This window comes from Microbacterium pasadenense, assembly GCF_047246565.1.
Lineage (GTDB): Bacteria > Actinomycetota > Actinomycetes > Actinomycetales > Microbacteriaceae > Microbacterium.
Genome location: NZ_JBFOKN010000002.1, coordinates 458,144 through 480,151 on the forward strand (window position 1 = coordinate 458,144; position 22,008 = coordinate 480,151).

The following is a 22,008-nucleotide window of genomic DNA, read 5'->3' on the forward strand; positions in this document are numbered from 1 at the left end:
AACGGGAGCTCAGCGGGCGAGGGCCTGGACCACGCCCTCGAGCCGGTAGCCCAGCCACTCATAGACGCCGAAGCGCGGATCCGAGTCGTCGTAGCCCTCGTCGTCGATGATGCCGAGCCGCTCGGCCATCACGAGCCGGAGCGCGGCGAGCGTCCGGAGCCACGCGCCCGACGTGCCCGCGTCCAGGGGGATGACCAGCACGTCCTCGGCCTGCGCGCGATCGAGCTCGCGAGCGGCGAGCTGGCGCCCCTCGTGGCGGAGGCTGTGCCGCACGACGCGGACGTCGTCGAGGCGGCGACCCAGCAGGTCGTCCTGCGTGAGCGAACGGAATTCGCGCGCCGCGTCGGGATCGTCCGGGTAGGCGTCCGGCACCAGCCGGGCGATCGCGGGATCGGATGCCGCGTCCTCGCCGAGCAGGTCCTCGAACTGGACCATCAGATCGGTCAGGTTCGCCGCCTCCAGCAGGGAGATCTCCAGCGTGACGGCGCTCACGAGCCCGCCTCCCGCACCGTCGCCCACAGCCCGTAGTCGTGCATCGCCTGGGCATGCAGCTCCATCTGCTCCCGGGCGCCCTCCGCGACGACCGCCTTGCCGTCGTGATGGACGGCGAGCATCAGACGGTGGGCGCGCTCGGGCGAGTAGCCGAAGTACTCGCGGAAGACATGCACGACGTAGCTCATGAGATTCACCGGGTCGTTCCACACGACCGTCTGCCATGGACCGGATGTCGACGCGCGCAGGTCGACGCCCTGATCCTCGAGCGGAATCGTCACCGACATCAGGCCCATCCCAGATCGTGCAGTCGGGAGTCGTCGATGCCGTAGAAATGCGCGATCTCGTGGATGAGGGTCGTGTGGATCTCGTCCTTTAGCTGCTCGAGGTCGTCGCACGCGTGCAGGTGCGGTTCGCGGTACACGCTGATCCGGTCGGGCAGATCGCCGAGGCCGTAGCGGTCCCGCTCCGTGAGCGCGAGTCCCTCGTACAGTCCGAACAGCTCGAGGCCGCCGTCCTCGGGCCGGTCCTCGACCACGAACACGACGTTGTCGAGGCCCGCGACCATCTCGTCGGGCAGCGCGTCGAGCTCGGCCGCCACGAGATCTTCGAACGCGTCGGCATCCATCTCGATCATGACCACGCCTCACGCGGGGAAGATATGGGGTGAGTAACGGGACTTGAACCCGCGACCCCCTGGACCACAACCAGGTGCTCTACCAACTGAGCTATACCCACCATGTGCCCGTCCCCGGGCAACCACACAAGTGTATTACACGCCGGAGGCGAACGATGACACGCTCGCCGCCGCAGCGGTCCGGGCGTCGTCCGATGACGGCCCCGGGGCCGCGACGAACACGGTCTCGCGGTAGTAGGCGAGCTCGCGGATGCTCTCGCGGATGTCGGCGAGAGCACGGTGCCCGCCGTCCTTCGCCGGTGCGTTGAAGTAGGCGCGGGGATACCAGCGACGAGCGAGCTCCTTGACGCTCGAGACGTCGACGTTCCGGTAGTGCAGCCATCGGTCCACGCGCGGCATGTAGCGGGCGAGGAACATCCGGTCCGTCCCGATGGTGTTGCCCGCCAGCGGCGCCTTGCCCTCCGGGACGAAGCGCTGGATGTACTCCAGCACCTGGAACTCGGCGTCCGCCAGGCTCACGCCGTTCGGGATCTCGTCCAGCAGTCCCGAGCTCTCGTGCATCTTGGTGACGAAGTCGTTCATGTGCTCGAGCGCGGAGTCGTCCGGCTTCACGACGATCTGGAACCCGGGGTCGAGCACCGTCAGCTCGAAGTCCGTGATCACGACCGCGACCTCGACGATCTCGTCGACGCTGAGGTCGAGACCCGTCATCTCGCAGTCGATCCAGACCAGACGGTCGTTCTCCGCTGACACCATGGACTCCTCCTGCCGTGGGACCCTCCGGGGTAGCCGGAGGACCGAGCCCCTCCAGGAGGATTCGAACCCCCGACCTGGCGGGTAGAAACCGCTCGCTCTATCCACTGAGCTATGGAGGGAAGGATGCTCGCCTCCCAGGCTACCGTCCTGGCGGGAGGTTCACTCAGACCGCGGCGACCGCGCGCGGCATCCGGCGCCGGCTCGCGCGCTCCGACACCGCGAGGGCGAGGTGCACGCAGGGGCCGATGAGCGTGGCGAACAGGACGGTGCCGAGGCCCACCGTGCCGCCGAGGATCCACCCGGTGAGCAGGACCGTCCCCTCGACCACGAAGCGGCAGACCCAGATCGGCCAGCCCAGGCGGGCGTTCAAGCCCGTCATCAGCCCGTCGCGCGGACCCGGGCCGAGGTCGGCGCCGATGTAGATGCCGGATGCCGCGGCGATGAGCGCGATGCCGACGAGGAAGACCAGGACGCCCGGGATGAAGCCCTCGACCCGGGGGATCAAGCCGAGCGCGCCCTGCATGACCGTGCCGACCACGAGGATGTTCGCGACGGTGCCGACGCCCGGGCGCTGCCGGAGCGGGATCCACAGCACCAGGACGACACCGCCCAGCAGCACCACGATCCAGCCGATGCCGATCCCGGTCTGGATCGCGAGTCCCTCCGCCAGCACCGTCCACGGGTCGAGTCCGACACCGGCCTGCACGAGGACGGCGCAGCCGATGCCGTAGATGACGAGACCGATGAGGAGGCGGAGCAGGCGGCGGGTCATGAGACCATTCCACCGTACGATTGGCCTTGGACAGGCAGTCCAATTCGAGATCGGTGGCCTCATGGACTCGCGCATCAGCGCACGCACGCTCGCCGGCGCGCTCGGAGGATGGCGCACTCGGACGCCGACCTACGAGGCCCTCGCCGACGGCATCCGCCTGCTGTGCCTGGACAACCGCGTGGCGGCGCACACCGCCCTGCCGGCCGAGCGCGAATTGGCGCACGCACTCGGGATCAGCCGCACGACGGTGGCCGCCGCCTACCGCAGTCTGCGGCACAGCGGTCACATCGAGAGCCTGCAGGGCTCGGGGAGCGTGACCCTGCCGCAGGCGCGGCGCGGCACGGACCGGGTGTTCGCCGACGGCCGCGGCCTCGACCTGCAGCAGGCGAGCCCGGCCGCGTGGCCCGGGCTCGCGGGCGTCATCGCCGAGGTGGCGGCCGATGCGGCGTCGCTGGTGGGTCGTCCCGGCTACGACATCCTCGGCAGCACGGCGCTGCGCACCGCGATCGCCGACCGGTACACGGCGCGCGGCATCCCGACCGACCCCGAGCAGATCCTCGTCACGAACGGCGGGCAGCACGCCATCCACCTCGTCACCGCCGCGCTGCTGCAGCGTGGCGACACGGCCTTGCTCGAGACGCCGACCTACCCTCATGCGGCAGATGCGGTCCGCGCCACCGGTGCCCGGCTGACCGGGCTGCCGGTCACCGTCTCGGACGGCTGGGATCTCGACCGCGCCGAGCAGGCTTTCGCCCGCGCCCGGCCCGCGGTCGCCTACCTCATGCCCTGGTTCCAGAACCCCACCGGGCGCGTCATGACCGTCCGGGAGGAGGCCACGATCCGTGCCGCTGCGAGCCGCGCCGGAACGGTCCTCGTGCTCGACGAGACCACCGCCGAGCTCGCGATCGACGGCGCCGTCGACACGGGCGCCGACTTCGGACCGACGGCCGTCCGGATCGGGTCGCTCGGCAAGACGGTCTGGGGCGGACTCCGCGTCGGATGGGTGCGCGCCGATCCGGTGCTCATCCGGCGTCTCGTCGGCCAGCGGCCGCGGCGCGACCTCGGCACCCCCGAGCTGGAACAGGCCATCGCGGTCCGGCTCCTCCGGATGATGCCCGACATCCTGCCGCAGCGCGCCGCACTGCTGCGAGAGGGCCGCGACGCCCTCCGGCAGCGGCTGGCCGCGCGTCTCCCCGAGTGGCGGGTGCCCGCGGCCGCCGGCGGCGTGTCGCTCTGGGTCGGATTGGACGCGCCGCTGAGCGGGGCGCTCGTCATGGCCGCGCGGTCCGCGGGCGTGCACCTGTCCGCAGGGCCGAGGTTCGCACTCGACGGCGGCCACGACGGCTACCTCCGGCTGCCGTTCACGGCGCCCCCCGCGCAACTCCGTGACGCCGTCGATGTCCTGGCGGACCTCTGGCCGCGCGTCCGGGAGGGCGCACCGGCCGTCGCGACCGACGCCGTCGCGGCGATCGTGTGAGCGATCAGCGGGAATCGTGGACGGCGGCGACCGCGTCGGACATCCGCCAGAATCCGCCGATCTCGACGAAGGCGCGCGCAGACGCCGAGTAGCGGCGCGCTTCGTACCGGACGCCGCGGCTGTCGGCGAGCTCCGCCACGTGGCCGGCCACGACGCCCCGCGCGTCGACGACCCGCCACAGTGACGGCGACACCCGCCGCAGGTCATATCCTCGAAGGCGAGCGGCCAGCTGCGGACCGGCATCCGTCGTGATCATCGCATTCTCCTCCCGATGCGAAGGACGCTACGCCGGGCCGCCGACATCGCCGCAGGTGCGGAACACGCGGAACGCTCCGCGCGTTGCAGCAGACGACGAGAATTCCGGAAGGGGATTGATGATGATGCAGACCTATGTGCTGGCCGGTGGGTGCTTCTGGTGTCTCGACGCCGCGTATCGCGCGCTCGACGGCGTGACCGAGGTGGAGTCGGGCTACATCGGCGGGACGGTGCCGTCCCCCTCGTACGAGCAGGTGTGCACCGGGACGACCGGTCACGCCGAAGCGGTGAAGGTGACCTTCGACACCGACGTCATCCCGTCCGACGTCATCCTCGACGCCTTCTTCACGATGCACGACCCGCGCCAGCTGAACCGGCAGGGGAACGATGTCGGCACGCAGTACCGCTCCGCCATGTTCCCCGCCGACGACGCGCAGCGCGAGGAGTTCGCTCGCGCGCAGGAGCGCGCCTCGGAGTGGTGGGACGGCGGGCTGGTCACGACGACCGAGCCGCTGACCGACTTCTACCCGGCCGAGGACTACCACCAGGACTTCTTCACGAAGAACCCCGGTCAGGGGTATTGCCTCGCCGTGGCCGTCCCGAAGGTGAACAAGGTCCGGGCGCGGTTCGCGGAGTACGCGCGCAGCTGACGCCTTCTCCACAAGCGCCGACGCACCCGCCCGTTCCCACGGTGCGGGGGCGTCCGCGCGTGTGCGCACCTCCGGCGACGCACCCTGGTGACGCTGCGGCGCCCGTCGGGCACCCGGGCGCCGCAGCAGGCCCGGGGACACGCCGGGCCGGAGCGGATCCCGGTGCAGAGCGAAGGAGAGCGCACATGAAAGACCTGATCACGATCGTCGGCCGCGTCGGCGGCGACCCGCAACTGCGCCGCACGCACGACGGCGGCACGATCGCCTCGTTCAGCGTGGCCACCTCGGATCGCACGCGCGACCCCGAGACCGGGGCGTGGGCGGACGGGCCGACGAGCTGGTACGACGTGTCGGCGTTCCGGACGCTCGGCGACAACGTCCTCGCCTCCGTCCGCAAGGGCGATCGTGTGATCGTGGCCGGTCGCCTCACGATCCGGAAGTGGCAGAGCGGGGAGCGGAGCGGGATCTCCGCCGACATCGATGCGGGCGCCGTGGGACACGACCTGCTGTTCGGATCGACCGCCTTCACCAAGACGGCCGGCCGGCGGGAACAGCCGTCGGGCCCCGTCGAGGGCGAGGCGTCCGAGCGCGAGCTGGTGGGTGCGGGCGGCTCCGGGTCGCCGGAATGGCGGCCGGAGCCGGGGGAGACGCCGTTCTGATCTCAGCGGACTCTGCGGTCGCACCCCCTAGAGTGTCCGGGTGCGTCGACACCCGTCCGAGATGATCCCCCGCCTGCTCGTCGTCACCATCGGTGCGGGGGTGATCGCCGGCCTTGTCGGCTGCACCCCCGGCGATGCCACGCCGTCGCCGTCGCCCACCCCGACGCCGACCGCCACCGCGACCCCGAGCGCGACCCCGACGCCCGCCGAGACCATCCCGGGCGGCTCGGCGCAGGAGAACCTCGACAGATTCGCGGCGGTCGTGGACGAGGTGTGGGGCGATTCGCGGTCGGTCCAGGGACGCGACTACGTCGACGCGCTCGTCGATGCCGGCTTCGAGAAGGACGCCATGGAGGTGACCTTCGACCGCACCTCGGTCGACGACCCCGCCGACAGCATCCAGTTCTCGGTCCACATCGCCGACGAGTGCCTCGTCGGGCAGGTGGGCCCATCGGTGGAGGGATCGGTCACGCGCGTGCTCCCGGAGGTCCCCGGAGACACCTGCCTCATCGGCGAGACGCGGCCCATCGACTGGTGAGCGGGGTTGCGGGCGCGCCGTAGACTTGACGGCAATATGGCCGAATACATCTACTCCATGGTCCGCGCCCGAAAGGCCGTCGGCGAGAAGCTGATCCTCGACGACGTCACGATGGCGTTCCTCCCCGGCGCCAAGATCGGCATGGTCGGTCCCAACGGCGCCGGCAAGTCGACGATCCTCAAGATCATGGCCGGGCTCGACACCCCGTCCAACGGCGAGGCCAAGCTCTCGCCCGGCTTCACCGTCGGCATCCTCATGCAGGAGCCCGAACTCGACGAGTCGAAGACGGTCCTGGAGAACATCCAGGACGGCGTCGCGATCAAGCCGAAGCTCGACCGGTTCAACGAGATCTCCGCGCTCATGGCCGACCCGGATGCCGACTTCGACGCGCTGCTGGCAGAGATGGGCACCCTGCAGGAGGAGATCGACGCCGCCGACGGCTGGGATCTCGACTCGCAGCTGGCTCAGGCGATGGACGCGTTGCGCACCCCTCCCGCCGATGCCGCGATCGCGCCGCTGTCCGGCGGTGAGCGCCGCCGCGTCGCGCTCGCGAAGCTGCTGCTGCAGAAGCCCGACCTGCTGCTCCTCGACGAGCCCACGAACCACCTCGACGCCGAGAGCGTGCTCTGGCTCGAGCAGCACCTGCAGGCGTACAAGGGTGCCGTCATCGCGATCACCCACGACCGGTACTTCCTCGACAACGTCGCGGAATGGATCGCCGAGGTCGATCGTGGCCGCCTGATCGGCTACGAGGGCAACTACTCGACCTACCTGGAGAAGAAGGCCGAGCGCCTCGACGTCCAGGGCAAGAAGGACGCGAAGCTCGCCAAGCGCCTCAAGGACGAGCTCGAGTGGGTGCGCAGCAGCGCGAAGGGTCGGCAGACCAAGTCGAAGGCCCGACTCGCCCGCTACGAGGAGATGGCGGCCGAGGCGGACCGGACCCGGAAGCTGGACTTCGAGGAGATCGCGATCCCGCCCGGCCCGCGCCTGGGCAGCGTCGTGATCGAGGCGAAGAAGCTGCAGAAGGGCTTCGACGGCCGCTCGCTGATCGACGGGCTCAGCTTCAGCCTGCCGCCGAACGGCATCGTCGGCGTGATCGGCCCGAACGGCGTCGGAAAGACGACCCTGTTCAAGACGATCGTCGGCCTCGAGCCGCTCGACGGAGGCGATCTGAAGATCGGCGAGACCGTCAAGATCAGCTACGTCGACCAGTCGCGCGCGAACATCGATCCCGCCAAGACCCTGTGGGAGGTCGTCTCGGACGGCCTCGACATCATCACGGTCGGCAAGACCGAGATCCCCTCGCGCGCCTACGTCTCGAAGTTCGGCTTCAAGGGTCCCGACCAGCAGAAGAAGGCCGGTGTCCTCTCCGGTGGTGAGCGCAACCGCCTCAACCTGGCGCTGACGCTCAAGGAGGGCGGCAACCTGCTGCTCCTCGACGAGCCCACCAACGACCTGGACGTCGAGACCCTGAGCTCGCTCGAGAACGCGCTGCTCGAGTTCCCCGGATGCGCGGTGGTGATCACCCACGACCGGTGGTTCCTTGACCGTATCGCGACGCACATCCTCGCCTACGAGGGCACCGACGAGAACCCCGACCGGTGGTACTGGTTCGAGGGCAACTTCGAGGCGTACGAGGCCAACAAGGTCGAGCGCCTGGGTGCCGATGCCGCGAACCCCGCGAAGTCGACCTACCGCAAGCTCACGCGTGACTGAGATCCCGGACGACGTGACGGTCGGCGCCTTCGGGCGCCGGCTGCACGTCCCGATCCTGGTGCGCTGGGGCGATCTCGACGCGTACAACCATGTCAACAACACCTCCATGCTCAAACTCCTGGAGGAAGCGCGCATCCGCGCGTTCTGGGAGCCGGGCGTCGGGGAGACGGCGCCGTCGACGGCCGTCCTGGCACCTGGTGTCGGCGCGGGCATCCTGACTCTCATCGCACGCCAGGAGATCGAATACCTCCACCCGGTGCCGTACCAGCGGCATCCGCTCGACGTGCAGCTGTGGTTCGGCAAGATCGGCGGCTCGTCCGTCGAGGTCTGCTACGAGGTCTGCAGCCCCCGCGAGACCGCCGGTCCCGACGGGCAGACGGTCTACGCGAGGGCGACGGCGGTGGTCGTGAAGGTCGACGCCGAGACCGGACGACCCCTGCGACTGAGCGACCGCGAGCGGTCGGCGTGGACGCCGTTCCAGGGCGAGCCGATCGTCTACGGCCACCGGCGCTGACTCACTCGGCGGACGGCTCGGCGAGCGTGCGCCGGAGGACGGGCCCCGTCGCCCGCAGCGCCGCCAGCACCCAGGCGAACCCGATCGCGAAGCATGCGACCACGACGAGCAGCGACAGCGGTTCGAACAGGACGGCCGAACCGACGAGCGGCGCCACGAGCAGTCCGCCCACCGCCACGGACACGATGACCGTCGCGATGAGCGGCATGAGCACCTGCCGGTGCCGGATGGCGGTCATCGTCGAGCGAGCCATGCCGGCGCGGTCGAGGCTGATCCAGGTCTCGCGGCGATCGAGGATCGCCGCCGCCTGACTCACGCCGACGGTGCAGGCGACCATGACGAACGACACGGCCAGGGTCAGCAGGATGCCGGTGCGGACGTCGGGGATGATCGGGTCGACGTCGCCGACGCCGTCGACGCGTGCCAGGCCCACCCCGCCGACGACCGCGATGAAGCTGGTCATCGCGACTCCCGACACCTGACGCCAGGCGGCCTTCGGATCCTCGAGCACGCCCCGCGCGGCCACGAGCGCGGCGGCCGTCCGCGCGGCACGGAGCTGCGCACGTCCGATCACACCCAGCACCCAGGGTCCGATGAGGTTGAGGACGGCGATGACCGCGGCGAGCGCCCCGCAGATCACGACGATCGACAGCACCAGATCGCCCGGCGCCACCTGCAGCGCGAGCACGGCCGCGACGATGATGGCCACTCCGATGAGGATCGGAGCCCACCGCAGCGGCGGTGCATCGGTCCGGGCACGCACACCGAGAGGGGTGATCCGCACCCGGCGCAGGCCGAGGGCAGAGCTCGCCGCGGCGATCGCCACCACCCCGACCGCGACGAGCAGCGCCGCCCACGGGGGAAGGAGCAGCGCGCCGGCCCCGACCGGCGACCCTCCGAACGGGATGAGTCCGACCACAGGGACGAGGATGAGGTGCAGGACCACGCCCGCCGCGACCCCGGCCGCGGCCAGCACCGTCGACTCGACGACGGCGAGGATCGTGACCTCGCCGCTGCTCGCACCCAGCAGGCGCAGCGTGGCGAGGCGATCGTCCCGTCGCCGGGCCGACAGCCGGGCGGCGACCCCGCTGAGAGAGATCAGCGGCACGACGAGCAGGGTGCAGGCAATGGCACCGAGCGCGGGATACAGGACGTCCCGATCAGCCCAGGAGAAGAACATCGCCGTCCCGCCCACGACGGTGAGCAGGAGCCCCGTCGTCACCGCGAACGCGATGACGGGGAGGAGCAGCACGGCGGTGTCCTGCGCGCCGGGCCGGGTGACGAGCCACAGCAGCCGCAGGCCGGCCGTCAGGTCCAGCCGCCGCCGGAGCGGGGTCATCGGGTACCCGCAGCCGAGTCGGCGTGGACGCGACCGTCGCGCATCCGGACCACGCGCGCGCAGCGCGCCGCCACCGCCTCATCGTGGGTGACGACCACCAGGGCGCGGCCCTGACCGGTGGTGGAGTGCAGGAGCGCGGTCATCACCTCCTCGCTCGTGATCGAATCGAGCGCTCCGGTGGGCTCGTCGGCGAACGTGACGGACGCACCGGTGGCCTGCGCCCGGGCGATCGCGACGCGCTGCGCCTGGCCGCCCGAGAGCTGGCCCGGCCGCCGGTCCGCCATGCCGGCGAGCCCCAGCGCAGCGAGCCACGCGCGCGCACGGTCACCGGCGGCATCCTTCTTCTCGCCGTTCATCAGGAGGGGGAGGGCGACGTTCTCGGCGGCGGTGAGCTCGGGGAGCAGGAAGCCCTGCTGGAACACGAAGCCGAACTCCTCGCGCCGCAGCCGGGAGCGGTCGGCGTCACTGAGCTCCGGCACCGTCACCGTCCCGGAGCGGCCCGCGAAGCGCACGTCGCCGGCGTCGGGCAGGATGATCCCGGCCAGCACGTGCAGGAGGGTCGTCTTGCCCGAGCCCGAGGCGCCCATGATGGCGACCGATTCGCCACGGCGAACGGTCAGCTGGACATCGTCGAGGGCGATCGTCTCGCCGTAGCGCTTGACGAGGCGGGCGGCGTGGAGGACGGCGGGCGGGGGAGAGGAGGACGGCTGCTGCATGACTCCAGCCTGGTCGCCGACCGTCCCCGGCACATCGGCGTGGCGGACGACCCGCGTCATCCTCCCGATGTATCCCCGCGGATGCCGCCGGTCAGACCTCCGGCACGCGGACCATGATCTCCTGGGCGACGGATGCCACCAGGACGCCGTCGCGGGTGAAGATCCGTCCGGTGGCCAGGCCGCGGCCGCCCCGCGCACTCGGCGACTCCTGGACGTACAGCAGCCACTCGTCGACCCGGGCGGGGCGATGCCACCACATCGCATGATCGAGGCTCGCGACCTTCAGCCCCGGGGTTCCCCAGGCGACGCCGTGGGCGCGGAGGACCGATTCCTGGATCGTGAGGTCGCTCATGTACGCGAGCGCGGCTCGGTGCAGACGAGGGTCGTCCGGAACGGCGCCGCGCGTCCGCATCCACACCGCCTGCTCCGCCACGTGCGGCCCCTCGACCGTGGCGTAGAGAGGCGAGCCGACGTGACGCATCTCGACCGGGCTCCGGTCGAAATGGCGCTTGCTCATGGGGTGGAGCCCCTCGAGGCCGGTCTGGCTGGGCAGGGACTCCGGCGACGGCACGTCGGCCGGCATCCGGGTGTGGTGCTCGAGGCCGTCGGCATGGGTCTCGAACGACGCGATCATGGAGAAGATCGGCACGCCGTCCTGGAACGCCTGCGTGCGCCGGGTCGAGAACGACCGACCGTCGTGGATGCGGTCGACCGAGATCGTCATCCCGCGGGTCGAGTCGCCGGGCCGAAGGAAGTAGCCGTGCATGGAATGGGCCTCACGGCCTTCCTCGACCGTCCGCTCCGCGGCCACGATGGCCTGTGCGAGCACCTGACCCCCGAACACCCGGCCGAGCGGCATGGCCTGCGATATCCCGGTGAAGATGTCCTCCGTGGTGCGCGCGTCGCTCGAGGAGAGATCCAGCACCCTCAGCAGGCCGTCGACCAGGCCGGGTTCGCTCACGTGTCCGCTCCGCTCCGGGCGTTCCCGATCGCCCGCTTGCTAGTTTAGGTCGGATGGCCCCTCAGCTCGTGTTCCCCGATCCCCGTGCGGCCGCCGACGTGCTGACCTTCGCGGGTCGTGCCGCGCGGCTGAGCGACCCGGTGATCCGGCTGCGCGCGACCGGCGGCACCATGGCCGTCTCGGCCGCGCCGCTCTCTCCCCGCGGCTTCGGGGACGACGTGCCGACGGTGCTCGGGATGCGGTTCGTCTCGAGCGATCCCGAGCTCGAGTGCGACCTCGTCGTGGATGCCGGCGCGCTCAGCGCCGGTGACGGCGGCGCGCTGCGCCTGCCCGACAGCGGCGTCTCCGCCGCGTGGGCCGGCATCTCGCCGCCGCGTGGCGGCTGGCTTCGGACGGCCGAGCTGTCGTCGGACGCGCTCACCGCATCGGTGCGTCGCGGCGTGGCGGCCGTTGCGGCGGCACTCCCGGCCGATCCGGGTGAGGACATCGTCCGGACGGTGCGGGCTGCGATCTGGGGTCAGCCCGACCCGAGCCTCGGCGGCGTCGCCGCCGGCGCCTCGTTCGCCGCCGATGCCCTCGGGTTCCTCGCGGCGGACGCCGAGTCGGTCGGGGTGTACCGGACCGGCACCTGGACCCGCCTGACGCTGCGCCGCGGACACGTCCTGGTGCGAGCCGGCAATCCGACCGGCCTCACCGCCGTCCGCTCAACGGGTGGGCGCTGACGTCCCGGGAGTGCCCGGGTGAACGGTGAGCGACGTCGCGCCGATCGTGCGCTCCGGTCCGATGCCGGTCGGCTCGAAGGTGTTCACCATCGCGTGCGCCGCACGCTCCAGGTAGTCCCACAGCGTCGCCCGGTGCAGCGGCGACAGGTCCAGCTCGTCGACGGCCGCCCGCATGTGCTGCAGCCAGCGGTCGCGGGCGTCGGGGTTGACGTGGAAGGGGTTGTGGCGCATCCGCAGTCGCGGGTGCCCTCGCGTCTGGCTGTAGGTGGCCGGTCCGCCCCAGTACTGCTCGAGGAAGAGCGTCAGCCGCTCGGCGGCGGGGGCCAGGTCCTCCTCCGGGTACATGGGACGCAGGACCTCGTCCTCGGCGACACCACGGTAGAAGGCATCCACGAGACGCACGAAGACCGCGTGGCCGCCGATCTCCTCGTAGAACGACATCGGTTCGGTCACGGCTTCTCCTGGGGCTTCAGCGTGTCGGGCTGGTCGCCGCGGCGCTTCTTGGCCCGCCATGTGGGGCGGGCGGCGGATGCCGGCGCCGCAACGGGCTGCGGCTTGGTCTTCGGGGGGTTGGCGCCGCGGATGCTCTGCGCGCCGTCGTAGCCGGCCAGGGTGACCGACTCGAGCTGCGGGTGCTCCAGCCCGAGATCGTCGAGCGCATGCTTCAGCCGGACGCGGAGCGCCCGCGCCACGTCGTCCTTCGCGTTGGGACGCGTCCGGAGGGCGACCCGCGTCACGAGCGTCTCCCCGGCGACCGACTCGAGTCCCCACACCTCGGGCTTCTCCACGATGCGGGAACGCCACTTCGGCTCGCGGACGAGCTCCCGCGACGCGGTGAGGATGGATTCCTCGACGGCTGCGAGATCCACGTCGGCGGGGACGGTGACGTCGACGATCACGCGCGACCAGCCCTGCGACATGTTGCCGATCCGGGTGATCTCCCCGTTGCGGACGAACCAGAGGGTGCCGTTCACGTCGCGCACGTGTGTCACGCGGACGCTGACGTACTCCACGATGCCGGTCGCCAGGCCGACGTCGACGACGTCGCCGATGCCGATCTGATCCTCGGCGACGATGAAGATGCCGTTCAGGACGTCCTTGACGATGTTCTGCGCACCGAAGCCCAGCCCTGCCCCGATCGCAGCCGACAGCAGTGTGAACGATGCGAGGACACCCTGGTTGACGATGAAGACGATGAGCAGGACGGCGATGATCACGATCGTCGTGTTGACGACGTTGGTGAGGATCGATCCGAGCGTCCGCGTCCGCTGCACGATCCGCACCTGAGCGAGGGGCGACATGTCGAGCGCACGCGTGTCATCGGCTTCCGCGCGTGACTTCGCGCCGCGGACGATGCGATCAACGACGCGGGCGATGAGACGCCGCATTGCCCAGGAGAGCAGGAATGCGCCGACGATGATGAGGGCGATCCACAGGACCTTCCAGCCGGCTTCGACGGCGAAGCGCAGCAATCCCTCGCGGACCGCCTCCCATCCGGAGGCGGGCGAGGGATCAGTCGAAGCAGTGGGCAGGCTCATCGGCTCCGAGTCTACGGCCGGCGGCCGCGCGGACGCTGAGCGGAGGACCGCCGATGACTCGACGGTCCTCCGCTCGTGCTCAGGCGTCCCGGGTCCGCAGGACCACCCATCCGCCCACCAGGAGTGCCGTGGGCCACGCCAGCAGGGTGAGGATGCCGGCGGCGAGGTTCTCCGCCCCGGGAGTCGTGACCTGAACGGCCGCGCTCGAGGGGAGGTAGTCGCCGAGCTGGACCACCCACGCCCAGCTGGGACCGCCGGCGACGAAGATCGTCAGCACGATCGGCAGCACGAACAGCACGCCTACCGTGGCGGCGATCGCACCGGCGCCGGTGCGGATCAGGAATCCCCAGCCGAGCCCGATGAGCGCGAAGGTCGCCATGGCGAGCACGCCGAACGCGAGGGGCACGACGCTCTGCTGCGGGTCGCTCCAGTCGATGCCCGCGCCGGTGATGGGTGCGGTCGCGAGTGCCGCGACCGCGCTCGTGACGACGGTGGTCACCGCGAGCGTGACGCCGACGACGACAGCCTTGGCGAGCAGGACCGCCCCCCGACGGGGCTGGGCGGTGAGGGTGGAGCGGATCATGCCGGTCGAGTACTCGCCGGTGATCGCCATCGCTCCGAGGACTCCGGCGACGAGCATCGTGAACTGCATCGGCAGGACGATCCCCGTCACCGCATTCGCGGGTTCGCCGAACCCGCGGGTCGCGAATGCGAAGAGGACGGAGATCCCGACGGCCAGCACGACGGTGATCGCGAGGGACCACCAGGTCGAGCGGAGCGTGAAGAGCTTGATGGTCTCACTCCGCACCAGGCGGGGGAAGCTGACGTGCGGTCCCTCCCGGCGGGCGGTGGTGGCGCGGGTGGCGGCGGGGGCGGTCACGATGCAACTCCTTGTGTGGCGTATTCGACGGAACCCTCGGTGAGGGCGAGGTAGGCATCCTCGAGCGAACCCGAGCGAGGGGTGAGCTCATGCAGGGGTATTCCGGCGGCGGATGCCGTGTCGCCGATCGCCTGGGCGGAGAGCCCCGACATCTCCAGCGAACCGTCGCCACGGCTCGTGACGGTGACGTCGGGACCGGTGAGCAGGCGGGCAAGCTCGTCGGCGCGGGGGGATCGGACCGTGACGGTGGTGCGCGTCCAGGCGGCAACCAGGTCGTCGATGGCCGCATCGGCCAGGACGCGGCCACGACCGAGGACGATGACGTGATCCGCGGTCAGCGCCATCTCGCTCATGAGGTGGCTCGACAGCAGCACGGTCCGTCCGTTCGCCGCCTGTGCGCGCACGAACTGGCGCACCCAGCGGACGCCCTCGGGATCCAGCCCGTTGACGGGTTCGTCCAGGATGAGCGTCTGCGGGTCGCCGAGGAGCGCGGCGGCGATGCCGAGGCGCTGTCCCATGCCGAGCGAGAACTTCCCCGCACGCTTGCCGGCGACCGAGCCGAGCCCGGTGATCTCGATGACCTCGTCGACACGGGCGCGGGGGAGGCCGTGCGTGGCCGCCATCGCGCGGAGGTGGTCTCGCGCGCTGCGACCGGTGTGGACGGCTTTCGCGTCCAGGAGGGCGCCGACCTCGGTCAGCGGTGAGCGGAGCGAATGGTACTCGCGTCCGTCGAGGGTCACCCGCCCGGCGGTCGGTCGGTCCAGGCCGACGATCATCCGCATCGTGGTGGATTTTCCGGCGCCGTTGGGCCCGAGGAACCCGGTCACCTTGCCGGATGGGACGGCGAAGTCCACCCCGTCCACGGCGGTCTTGTCTCCGAACTTCTTCGTGAGGCCTTCTGCAACGATCATGCGCCCCACGCTACGGGGACGCACCCGTGGCGCGCGTCCTCCGAAAGGATGAGAAGGAGCGACGAGAGGCGCCGCACGTGCGGTGCGACGCCTCTCGATCGTCCGGCGGTCAGTCCTGCGCGTCGCGCTCCTGCACCAGGAGCGCGCGCTCGACGCCGGCGAGGTTCTCGTTCACGAGACGACGGAGGGCCGCGGGTGCGTCGGCGTTCGCGGCCAGCCAGGCACGGGTCGCATCGCGGAGTGCGGTGCTCGCGAGCGGCGCCGGGTACAGCCCGACGATGAGGTACTGCGCGATCTGATAGGTCCGCGACTCCCACACCGGCAGCAGCATGTCGAAGTAGGCGTCGACGAAGGCGCCGAGCGCCTCGACGCCCGCCGGGTGGACGAATCCGGCGGCCGCCGACCGGACCACGGTGTTGGGCAGGTCGGTCTTCTCGATGAGCGAGGTCCAGGCGGCGCGCTTCGCATCGACCGTCGGCATCGCCGCCCGGGCCTGTGCCGCGAACTCGCCGCCCTTCGCCGTGTTGTCGGCCGCGAGGGCCGCATCGATCTCGTCCGCGTCCACGACGCCGCCCGCGGCCAGCGAGACGAGCAGCGCCCACGACAGGTCGGCGTCGATCTCGAGGCCCGGCAGTGCCGTCTCACCGGCACGGAGGTCTGCGACCCGGCGCCACTGGTCGGCGGTCGCCGCGGCCGAGGCGAACGCGGTGACGAACTGCAGCTGGCTGTCACTGCCCGCCTCCGCCGCCCGGGCGAGATCCCACAGGCCCTCCGCGACGCGTTCGCGCGCGCTGCTGCGGGCATCGGGGGTCACGTACGAGTTCGCGGCGAGCTGCAGCTGCGCCAGCGTGGTGCGGACGGTGGTCGACTCCGTCTCGGTGCCGATGTTGCGGAGCACGAGATCGATGTAGTCGGATGCCGACGCCTCCGCGTCGCGCGTCTGATCCCATGCCGCGCCCCACACGAGCGAACGGGCGAGTGGGTCGCTGATCTTGCCGAGGTGCTCGATGGCCGTGCGCAGCGACCGCTCGTCCAGGCGGATCTTGGCGTACGCGAGGTCCTGGTCGTTGAGCAGCACGAGGTCGGGCTGACGGAGACCCTTGAGCTCGGGGACCTCGGTGAGGTCGCCGTCGACATCGAGCTCGATGTCGTGAGTGCGCACGAGTGCGTCGCCCTCGAGCGAGTAGAAGCCGACGCCGAGGCGGTGTGGCCGGATGGTCGGATAGTCCGCCGGGGCCGTCTGCACGATCGCGAACCGGGTGATGGCGCCGTCCACGTCGAGTCGGATGTCGGGGGAGAGGGTGTTGACGCCGGCCGTCTCGAGCCACTTCTTCGACCAGGTGGTGAGCTCACGTCCGCTCGTGGCCTCGAGCTCGGTCAGCAGGTCGCTGAGCTCCGTGTTGCCCCAGGCGTTCTTCTGGAAGTAGGCGGACACACCGGCGAAGAAGGCTTCGATGCCGACCCACGCGGCGAGCTGCTTCAGCACCGAACCGCCCTTGGCGTAGGTGATGCCGTCGAAGTTGACCTGCACGTCCTCGAGGTCGTTGATGGTCGCGACGACGGGGTGCGTCGAGGGCAGCTGGTCCTGCCGGTAGGCCCACGTCTTCTCCATCGCGTTGAACGTCGTCCAAGCCTCGGTCCACTCGGTGGCCTCGGCCGTGGCGATCGTGGAGGCCCATTCGGCGAACGACTCGTTGAGCCAGAGGTCGTTCCACCACTTCATGGTCACGAGGTCGCCGAACCACATGTGGGCGAGCTCGTGCAGGATCGTCACGACGCGACGCTCCTTGACGGCGTCGGTGACCTTCGAACGGAAGACGTACGTCTCGGTGAACGTGACCGCGCCGGCGTTCTCCATCGCGCCCGCGTTGAACTCCGGGACGAAGAGCTGGTCGTACTTGGCGAACGGGTACGGCACGCCGAACTTCGACTCGAAGTAGGCGAAGCCCTGACGGGTCTTGTCGAAGATGTAATCGGCGTCCAGGTGCTGCCACAGGCTCTTGCGGGCGTAGACGCCGAGGGGGATGACCCGGCCGTCGGCACTGGTGAGCTCGGAGAACGTCTGCTCGTAGGGTCCGGCGACGAGGGCCGTGATGTACGACGAGATGCGCGGCGTCGGCTCGAAGACCCACGTGGCGACGCCGTCGCCCGCGGGCTGGGCCTCGGGCGTGGGGGAGTTGGAGACGACCTTCCAGCCGGCGGGGGCGGTGACGGTGAACTGGAACGTCGCCTTCAGGTCGGGCTGCTCGAACACGGCGAACACGCGCCGCGAGTCGGGCACCTCGAACTGCGAGTAGAGGTACACCTCGCCGTCGACGGGGTCGACGAACCGGTGCAGGCCTTCGCCGGTGTTCGTGTACTCGCAGTCGGCGACCACGACGAGCTCGTTCTCGGCGGCGAGCCCGTCCAGATGCAGGCGCGACTCGGCGAACGCGGCGGCCGGATCGATCGACCGGCCGTTGAGGGTCACTTCCCGCACCCGGCGGGCGATCAGATCGATGAACGTCGAGGCGCCCTCGGTCGCCGCGAAGCGGACGACGGAACGCGAGGCGAAGACCTCGTCGCCGGTGGTCAGGTCCAGGGCGATCTCGTACGAGTGGGTCTCGACGATCGCGCGGCGCTCCTGCGCCTCGGTGCGGGTGAGGTTCTCTCCAGGCACTGCATTTCTCCCAGGGGTGAGTGGGATGCCGCAGGAAGGCGCTGCTGGCGCCGACGGCAACCTCCACAGCCTACGCCGTCGTGCCGCCTCGCCGTCGGCGCAGCGTCCCTAGAATCGAGTCATGCGCATCCACATCGGGACCGATCACGCGGGCATGGAGTTTTCGACCCGCCTCCAGCACCACCTCGCCGAAGCGGGCCACGAGGTCGTCGATCACGGGCCGGTCGAGTACGACCCGCAGGACGACTATCCCGCGTTCTGCATCCGCGCCGCCCAGGCCGTCGCACGCGACCAGGCCGACGGTGTCGAGGCGCTCGGCGTCGTGTTCGGCGGTTCCGGCAACGGCGAGCAGATCGCGGCGAACAAGGTCCGCGGGATCCGCGCCGCCCTCGTCTGGAGCATCGCCACGGCCGAGCTGGCGCGCGAGCACAACGACGCGAACGTCATCGCCATCGGCGCACGTCAGCACACGTTCGACGAGGCCGCCGGGTTCATCGACCGGTTCATCGCGACTCCCTTCCCGGGCGAGGAGCGTCACGCGCGCCGCATCGCCCAGCTCGCCGCGTACGAGACCGACGGCGCGCTCGAAGCCGACCCGCGCGGGACGCAGCCGGACGTGCTGGATGCGTCCCCCACATTCGACCCGGAAGCGGGCTGATGCCCGAAGGTCACTCCGTCCACCGCATCGCCCGTCAGTTCCAGCGCAACTTCATCGGTCACGAGGTCACCGCGTCCAGCCCGCAGGGCCGGTTCGCCGAGGGGGCGGAGGTCGTGTCCGGCCGCACCCTGACGGCGGCGCGCGCCGTCGGGAAGCAGATGTTCCTGGCTTTCGACGAGGACGTCTGGATCCGCATCCATCTGGGTCTGTACGGGGCGTGGGACTTCGCCGGTGAGATCCTCATCGACCCCACGATCGCGTCCGCGAACGGACGCATGGGGCAGACGAACCAGCGCGGCACCGACCTCGTCTTCGACGCCGCCGGGGAGAACTCGCTCGCGTCGATCGGTGCGCCGCGGCGGGCCCGCGGTCGCGTTCGGATGAGCGAGCAGACGAGCGGCCTCGGCGGGGACGACGAGTGGCCGCCGCCGGTGGTCGGCCAGGTGCGACTGCGTCTCATGACGGCCGCCACGGTCGCCGACCTCCGCGGACCCACGGCCTGCGAGATCCAGACGCCCGATGAGATGCTCGCGACGATCGCGTCGCTCGGCCCGGATCCGCTCGTCGGAGACATCGCGGAGGGGGAGGAGCGGTTCACCGCGCTCGTACGACGCAAGCCCACCCCGATCGGCCTGCTGCTCATGGACCAGAAGGTCGTGAGCGGGATCGGCAACGTGTACCGGGCGGAGATGCTGTTCCGGGCGAACCTCAACCCGCACACGCCGGGCCGCGAGGTTCCCGAGGAGGTCGTCCGCGGGCTGTGGCGCGACTGGGTGCGCCTATTGTCCATCGGCGTCGAGACCGGGCAGATGATGACGATGGACGACCTCGATCCTGAGGCGCACCGCCGTGCCATGGCTCACCGCGACGACCGCCACTGGGTCTATCACCGCGCGGGCCTGCCCTGCCGGGTGTGCGGCACGGAGGTCGTGCTCGAGGAGATGGCAGCGCGCAAGCTCTACTGGTGCCCGCGGTGCCAGGCCTGATCGGAAGGACGTCGCCATGAGACAGAATCCGAGCTTCGCTTTCACCGACGTCGGCGAGCTGCGGCGTCTCATCGATCAGAACCCCTGGGTGACGCTCGTGAGCGACACCCCCGAGGGTCTCGTGGCCTCGCACTACGCGGTCCTGCTCGACGACACCCGGGACGACCTGACGATCGTGGGGCACGTCGGCCGGCCCGACGATGCGATCCACGGGCTGGGCGAGCGGGAGATGCTCGTCGTCGTCCAGGGACCGCACGGCTACATCTCGCCGAACTGGTACGGCGATGGACCCGCCGTCCCCACGTGGAATTTCGTGTCGGCGCACCTGCGCGGTGTGCCCGAGGTCCTCACCGCCGCCGACAATCTCGCCGTGCTCGAGAAGCTGGTCGCCCGGTTCGAGTCCGCCATGCCGTCGCCGCGCGGCATGTGGGCGCCGCCGAACGACCCCGCGTTCATCGAGAAGCTCGAACGCGGCACGGTCGGATTCCGGCTGACGCCGACGGCCGTGACGGCGAAGCGCAAACTCAGTCAGAACCGTCCGGAGGACGTCGTGGAGACCATCATCGAAGCATTGGACGCGGGCGAGAGCCCGTACGCCGATCCCCGCCTCGGCGCCGAGATGCGCCGCGCCGCGGACGCCATGCGCGCCGCGAGGGACGCTCGGTGAGCCCCGCCTCCGGGGAGCGCCCCGATGTCATCGCGGACGTGCGCCTGACCGGCAGCGATCGCCTCGATCCCTTCGGCGACGAGCCCGTCGACGTGCACCTGAGAGACGGGGTGATCAGCGACATCGCGCCGGCCGGATCCCTGCCGCGCCGCGGTGCCGTCCTCGAGGCGGACGGCGCGTGGCTGACACGCGGCCTGGTCGACCACCATGTGCACGTCGTGCAGTGGGCGCTCACCGCGCAGCGTGTCGCGCTCGGCGACGCGGCCGGCGCCGCGGAGGCCGCCGCCCGGATGGGTGCGGCGCCCGTCCTCGAGGACGGTCGCCGCGTCGGCACCGGGATGCGCGACGCGTTCTGGCCCGACGCGCCGTCACGGAGTGTCCTCGACGCCGCGACGGGCGACGTGCCGACCTACATCATCAACGCTGACGTGCACAGCGTGTGGCTGAACTCCGCCGCACTCCGCCGCGAAGGCTTCCCCCTCGACGACAGCGGGATGCTGCGGGAGGAGCCGGCCTTCGAGATCTCCCGCCGCCTGAACGACGTGGACCCCGTCGTCGGCGACCGCTACGTCGCGGCCGCGATGCGCACGGCGGCCGCGCGCGGAGTCACCGGCATCGTGGATCTCGACATGGCGTGGAACCCCGGCAACTGGGCGCGGCGGCTGGAGACCGGATTCGACACTCTCCGCGTCACCTTCGGCGTCTACCCCGCGCTCCTCGATGCGGCCATCGCCGCGGGTCTCACGACGGGAGACGCGCTCGACCCCGATGGTCTCGTCCGGATGGGGTCGCTCAAGGTCATCACCGACGGGTCCCTCGGCACCCGTACCGCGGCGTGCTCGCACGCGTACGCGGGGGATCCCGGGAACACCGGTGTGCTGACCATCCCGCCGGACGAGCTGCTCGATCTCATGACGCGCGCGACCGGCTCGGGCCTGTCATGCGCGATCCACGCGATCGGCGATGTCGCCAATTCGCACGCCCTCGACACCTTCGCCGCGACGGGCGCGACCGGCACGATCGAGCACGCGCAGCTCGTCGCGCACGCCGACCTCCCGCGGTTCACCCGGCTCGGGGTCGGCGCGAGCGTCCAGCCCGAGCACGCCGTCGACGACCGGGACCTCTCCGACAGCATCTGGGCGGGTCAGACGGCGATGGCGTACCCGCTGCGTGCCCTGGCCGACGTCGGCGCGAACCTCCTGTTCGGCTCCGACGCACCCGTCTCGCCGCTCGATCCCTGGGCTGCGCTGTCGGCCGCGGTGCACCGCACCCGGGACGGGCGCGAGGCGTGGCATCCGGATCAGACCCTCGACGCCGCGACCGCCCTCGCGGCGTCGTCCGCAGGCGGCTCCGCGACCGGGAATGACCTCGCTCCGGGCATGCTCGCCGACCTGGCCGTGATCGACCGCGATCCCCTCACGGCGGGGGAGCAGGAACTCCGTGCGACCCGCGTCGCGGCGACGCTGGTCGCCGGTCGACTCACCCACTCGGCGACGTGACCGGTA

General features: G+C 70.8%; 25 protein-coding genes and 2 tRNA genes. 11 read left to right on the forward strand and 16 right to left on the reverse strand.

Features of this window, described 5'->3' with window-relative positions:
* Positions 1 to 9 precede the first annotated feature (9 nt).
* The 7 genes from AB3M83_RS08325 to yczE all read right to left on the reverse strand — a co-directional run bounded on the left by AB3M83_RS08325 (position 10) and on the right by yczE (position 2,657).
* Positions 10 to 492, reverse strand: coding sequence for a DUF2017 family protein (locus tag AB3M83_RS08325; RefSeq protein ID WP_412946938.1), 483 nt, complete (start codon positions 490 to 492; stop codon positions 10 to 12).
* Complete coding sequence (gene clpS / locus AB3M83_RS08330) at positions 489 to 779, reverse strand: ATP-dependent Clp protease adapter ClpS (RefSeq protein ID WP_412946941.1); 291 nt, start codon at positions 777 to 779, stop codon at positions 489 to 491. Before clpS ends, AB3M83_RS08325 begins: the two co-directional genes overlap by 4 nt.
* A complete protein-coding gene (locus AB3M83_RS08335; protein ID WP_412946944.1) occupies positions 779 to 1,129 on the reverse strand; it encodes a metallopeptidase family protein in 351 nt (116 codons plus the stop codon). Before AB3M83_RS08335 ends, clpS begins: the two co-directional genes overlap by 1 nt.
* 25 nt (positions 1,130 to 1,154) lie before the next feature.
* A tRNA-His gene (locus AB3M83_RS08340) sits at positions 1,155 to 1,230 on the reverse strand.
* Between the two features lie 34 nt (positions 1,231 to 1,264).
* Positions 1,265 to 1,885 carry an oligoribonuclease gene (orn, locus tag AB3M83_RS08345; protein WP_412946946.1) on the reverse strand — a complete coding sequence of 207 codons (621 nt, stop codon included), beginning with the start codon at positions 1,883 to 1,885 and terminating at the stop codon, positions 1,265 to 1,267.
* A 46-nt stretch (positions 1,886 to 1,931) separates the two neighbouring features.
* Positions 1,932 to 2,004, reverse strand: a tRNA-Arg gene (locus AB3M83_RS08350).
* Positions 2,005 to 2,048: 44 nt separating this feature from the next.
* Entirely contained in the window at positions 2,049 to 2,657 is a 609-nt protein-coding gene (gene yczE, locus AB3M83_RS08355; protein ID WP_412946948.1) for a membrane protein YczE, read from the reverse strand.
* A 61-nt stretch (positions 2,658 to 2,718) separates the two neighbouring features.
* On the opposite strand from yczE, the gene yczR reads away from it, so the two are divergent.
* Entirely contained in the window at positions 2,719 to 4,134 is a 1,416-nt protein-coding gene (gene yczR, locus AB3M83_RS08360; protein ID WP_412946951.1) for a MocR-like transcription factor YczR, read from the forward strand.
* A gap of 4 nt (positions 4,135 to 4,138) precedes the next feature.
* On the opposite strand, the gene AB3M83_RS08365 is transcribed toward yczR, so the two are convergent.
* Complete coding sequence (locus AB3M83_RS08365) at positions 4,139 to 4,390, reverse strand: hypothetical protein (RefSeq protein WP_412946953.1); 252 nt, start codon at positions 4,388 to 4,390, stop codon at positions 4,139 to 4,141.
* A 124-nt stretch (positions 4,391 to 4,514) separates the two neighbouring features.
* Between AB3M83_RS08365 and msrA the strand changes: the two genes are divergently transcribed.
* The 5 genes from msrA to AB3M83_RS08390 all read left to right on the forward strand — a co-directional run bounded on the left by msrA (position 4,515) and on the right by AB3M83_RS08390 (position 8,466).
* A complete protein-coding gene (msrA, locus tag AB3M83_RS08370) occupies positions 4,515 to 5,039 on the forward strand; it encodes a peptide-methionine (S)-S-oxide reductase MsrA (protein WP_412947855.1) in 525 nt (174 codons plus the stop codon).
* 185 nt (positions 5,040 to 5,224) lie between these two features.
* Positions 5,225 to 5,698: a single-stranded DNA-binding protein gene (locus AB3M83_RS08375; protein WP_412946956.1), complete on the forward strand. Its 474-nt coding sequence runs from the start codon at positions 5,225 to 5,227 to the stop codon at positions 5,696 to 5,698.
* 40 nt (positions 5,699 to 5,738) lie between these two features.
* The gene (locus AB3M83_RS08380) at positions 5,739 to 6,236 is read left to right on the forward strand and encodes a DUF6993 domain-containing protein (RefSeq protein ID WP_412946957.1); all 498 of its coding nucleotides are present in this window, start codon (positions 5,739 to 5,741) and stop codon (positions 6,234 to 6,236) included.
* A gap of 36 nt (positions 6,237 to 6,272) precedes the next feature.
* A complete protein-coding gene (ettA, locus tag AB3M83_RS08385; protein WP_412946959.1) occupies positions 6,273 to 7,952 on the forward strand; it encodes an energy-dependent translational throttle protein EttA in 1,680 nt (559 codons plus the stop codon).
* Entirely contained in the window at positions 7,945 to 8,466 is a 522-nt protein-coding gene (locus tag AB3M83_RS08390; protein ID WP_412946961.1) for an acyl-CoA thioesterase, read from the forward strand. Before ettA ends, AB3M83_RS08390 begins: the two co-directional genes overlap by 8 nt.
* A gap of 1 nt (position 8,467) precedes the next feature.
* Here AB3M83_RS08390 and AB3M83_RS08395 read toward each other — a convergent pair whose 3' ends face one another.
* From AB3M83_RS08395 to AB3M83_RS08405, 3 genes are all read right to left on the reverse strand, one after another.
* Positions 8,468 to 9,805 carry an FtsX-like permease family protein gene (locus tag AB3M83_RS08395; protein WP_412946964.1) on the reverse strand — a complete coding sequence of 446 codons (1,338 nt, stop codon included), beginning with the start codon at positions 9,803 to 9,805 and terminating at the stop codon, positions 8,468 to 8,470.
* On the reverse strand, positions 9,802 to 10,521 hold the full coding sequence (locus tag AB3M83_RS08400) for an ABC transporter ATP-binding protein (RefSeq protein ID WP_412947857.1): 720 nt from the start codon (positions 10,519 to 10,521) through the stop codon (positions 9,802 to 9,804). Before AB3M83_RS08400 ends, AB3M83_RS08395 begins: the two co-directional genes overlap by 4 nt.
* A 91-nt stretch (positions 10,522 to 10,612) precedes the next feature.
* A complete protein-coding gene (locus AB3M83_RS08405) occupies positions 10,613 to 11,482 on the reverse strand; it encodes an acyl-CoA thioesterase (RefSeq protein ID WP_412946965.1) in 870 nt (289 codons plus the stop codon).
* A 53-nt stretch (positions 11,483 to 11,535) separates the two neighbouring features.
* On the opposite strand from AB3M83_RS08405, the gene AB3M83_RS08410 reads away from it, so the two are divergent.
* A complete protein-coding gene (locus AB3M83_RS08410; RefSeq protein WP_412946967.1) occupies positions 11,536 to 12,204 on the forward strand; it encodes a DUF8185 domain-containing protein in 669 nt (222 codons plus the stop codon).
* Here the strand turns inward: AB3M83_RS08410 and AB3M83_RS08415 are convergent.
* The 5 genes from AB3M83_RS08415 to pepN form a co-directional block, all read right to left on the reverse strand.
* A complete protein-coding gene (locus tag AB3M83_RS08415) occupies positions 12,187 to 12,645 on the reverse strand; it encodes a globin (RefSeq protein WP_412947858.1) in 459 nt (152 codons plus the stop codon). The genes AB3M83_RS08410 and AB3M83_RS08415 overlap by 18 nt on opposite strands.
* 8 nt (positions 12,646 to 12,653) lie before the next feature.
* A complete protein-coding gene (locus tag AB3M83_RS08420) occupies positions 12,654 to 13,742 on the reverse strand; it encodes a mechanosensitive ion channel family protein (protein ID WP_412946970.1) in 1,089 nt (362 codons plus the stop codon).
* Positions 13,743 to 13,821: 79 nt separating this feature from the next.
* Complete coding sequence (locus tag AB3M83_RS08425; RefSeq protein WP_412946973.1) at positions 13,822 to 14,622, reverse strand: ABC transporter permease; 801 nt, start codon at positions 14,620 to 14,622, stop codon at positions 13,822 to 13,824.
* Positions 14,619 to 15,533 carry an ABC transporter ATP-binding protein gene (locus tag AB3M83_RS08430; RefSeq protein WP_412946976.1) on the reverse strand — a complete coding sequence of 305 codons (915 nt, stop codon included), beginning with the start codon at positions 15,531 to 15,533 and terminating at the stop codon, positions 14,619 to 14,621. Before AB3M83_RS08430 ends, AB3M83_RS08425 begins: the two co-directional genes overlap by 4 nt.
* 109 nt (positions 15,534 to 15,642) lie before the next feature.
* Positions 15,643 to 18,192: an aminopeptidase N gene (gene pepN / locus AB3M83_RS08435; RefSeq protein ID WP_412946977.1), complete on the reverse strand. Its 2,550-nt coding sequence runs from the start codon at positions 18,190 to 18,192 to the stop codon at positions 15,643 to 15,645.
* 121 nt (positions 18,193 to 18,313) lie between these two features.
* Between pepN and AB3M83_RS08440 the strand changes: the two genes are divergently transcribed.
* The 4 genes from AB3M83_RS08440 to AB3M83_RS08455 are packed head-to-tail and all read left to right on the forward strand — an operon-like array spanning position 18,314 to position 22,002.
* On the forward strand, positions 18,314 to 18,850 hold the full coding sequence (locus AB3M83_RS08440) for a ribose-5-phosphate isomerase (protein ID WP_412946978.1): 537 nt from the start codon (positions 18,314 to 18,316) through the stop codon (positions 18,848 to 18,850).
* The gene (locus AB3M83_RS08445; protein ID WP_412946981.1) at positions 18,850 to 19,836 is read left to right on the forward strand and encodes an Fpg/Nei family DNA glycosylase; all 987 of its coding nucleotides are present in this window, start codon (positions 18,850 to 18,852) and stop codon (positions 19,834 to 19,836) included. Before AB3M83_RS08440 ends, AB3M83_RS08445 begins: the two co-directional genes overlap by 1 nt.
* A gap of 16 nt (positions 19,837 to 19,852) precedes the next feature.
* Positions 19,853 to 20,503 carry an FMN-binding negative transcriptional regulator gene (locus AB3M83_RS08450; protein WP_412946984.1) on the forward strand — a complete coding sequence of 217 codons (651 nt, stop codon included), beginning with the start codon at positions 19,853 to 19,855 and terminating at the stop codon, positions 20,501 to 20,503.
* On the forward strand, positions 20,500 to 22,002 hold the full coding sequence (locus tag AB3M83_RS08455) for an amidohydrolase (RefSeq protein ID WP_412946985.1): 1,503 nt from the start codon (positions 20,500 to 20,502) through the stop codon (positions 22,000 to 22,002). Before AB3M83_RS08450 ends, AB3M83_RS08455 begins: the two co-directional genes overlap by 4 nt.
* Positions 22,003 to 22,008 lie beyond the last annotated feature (6 nt).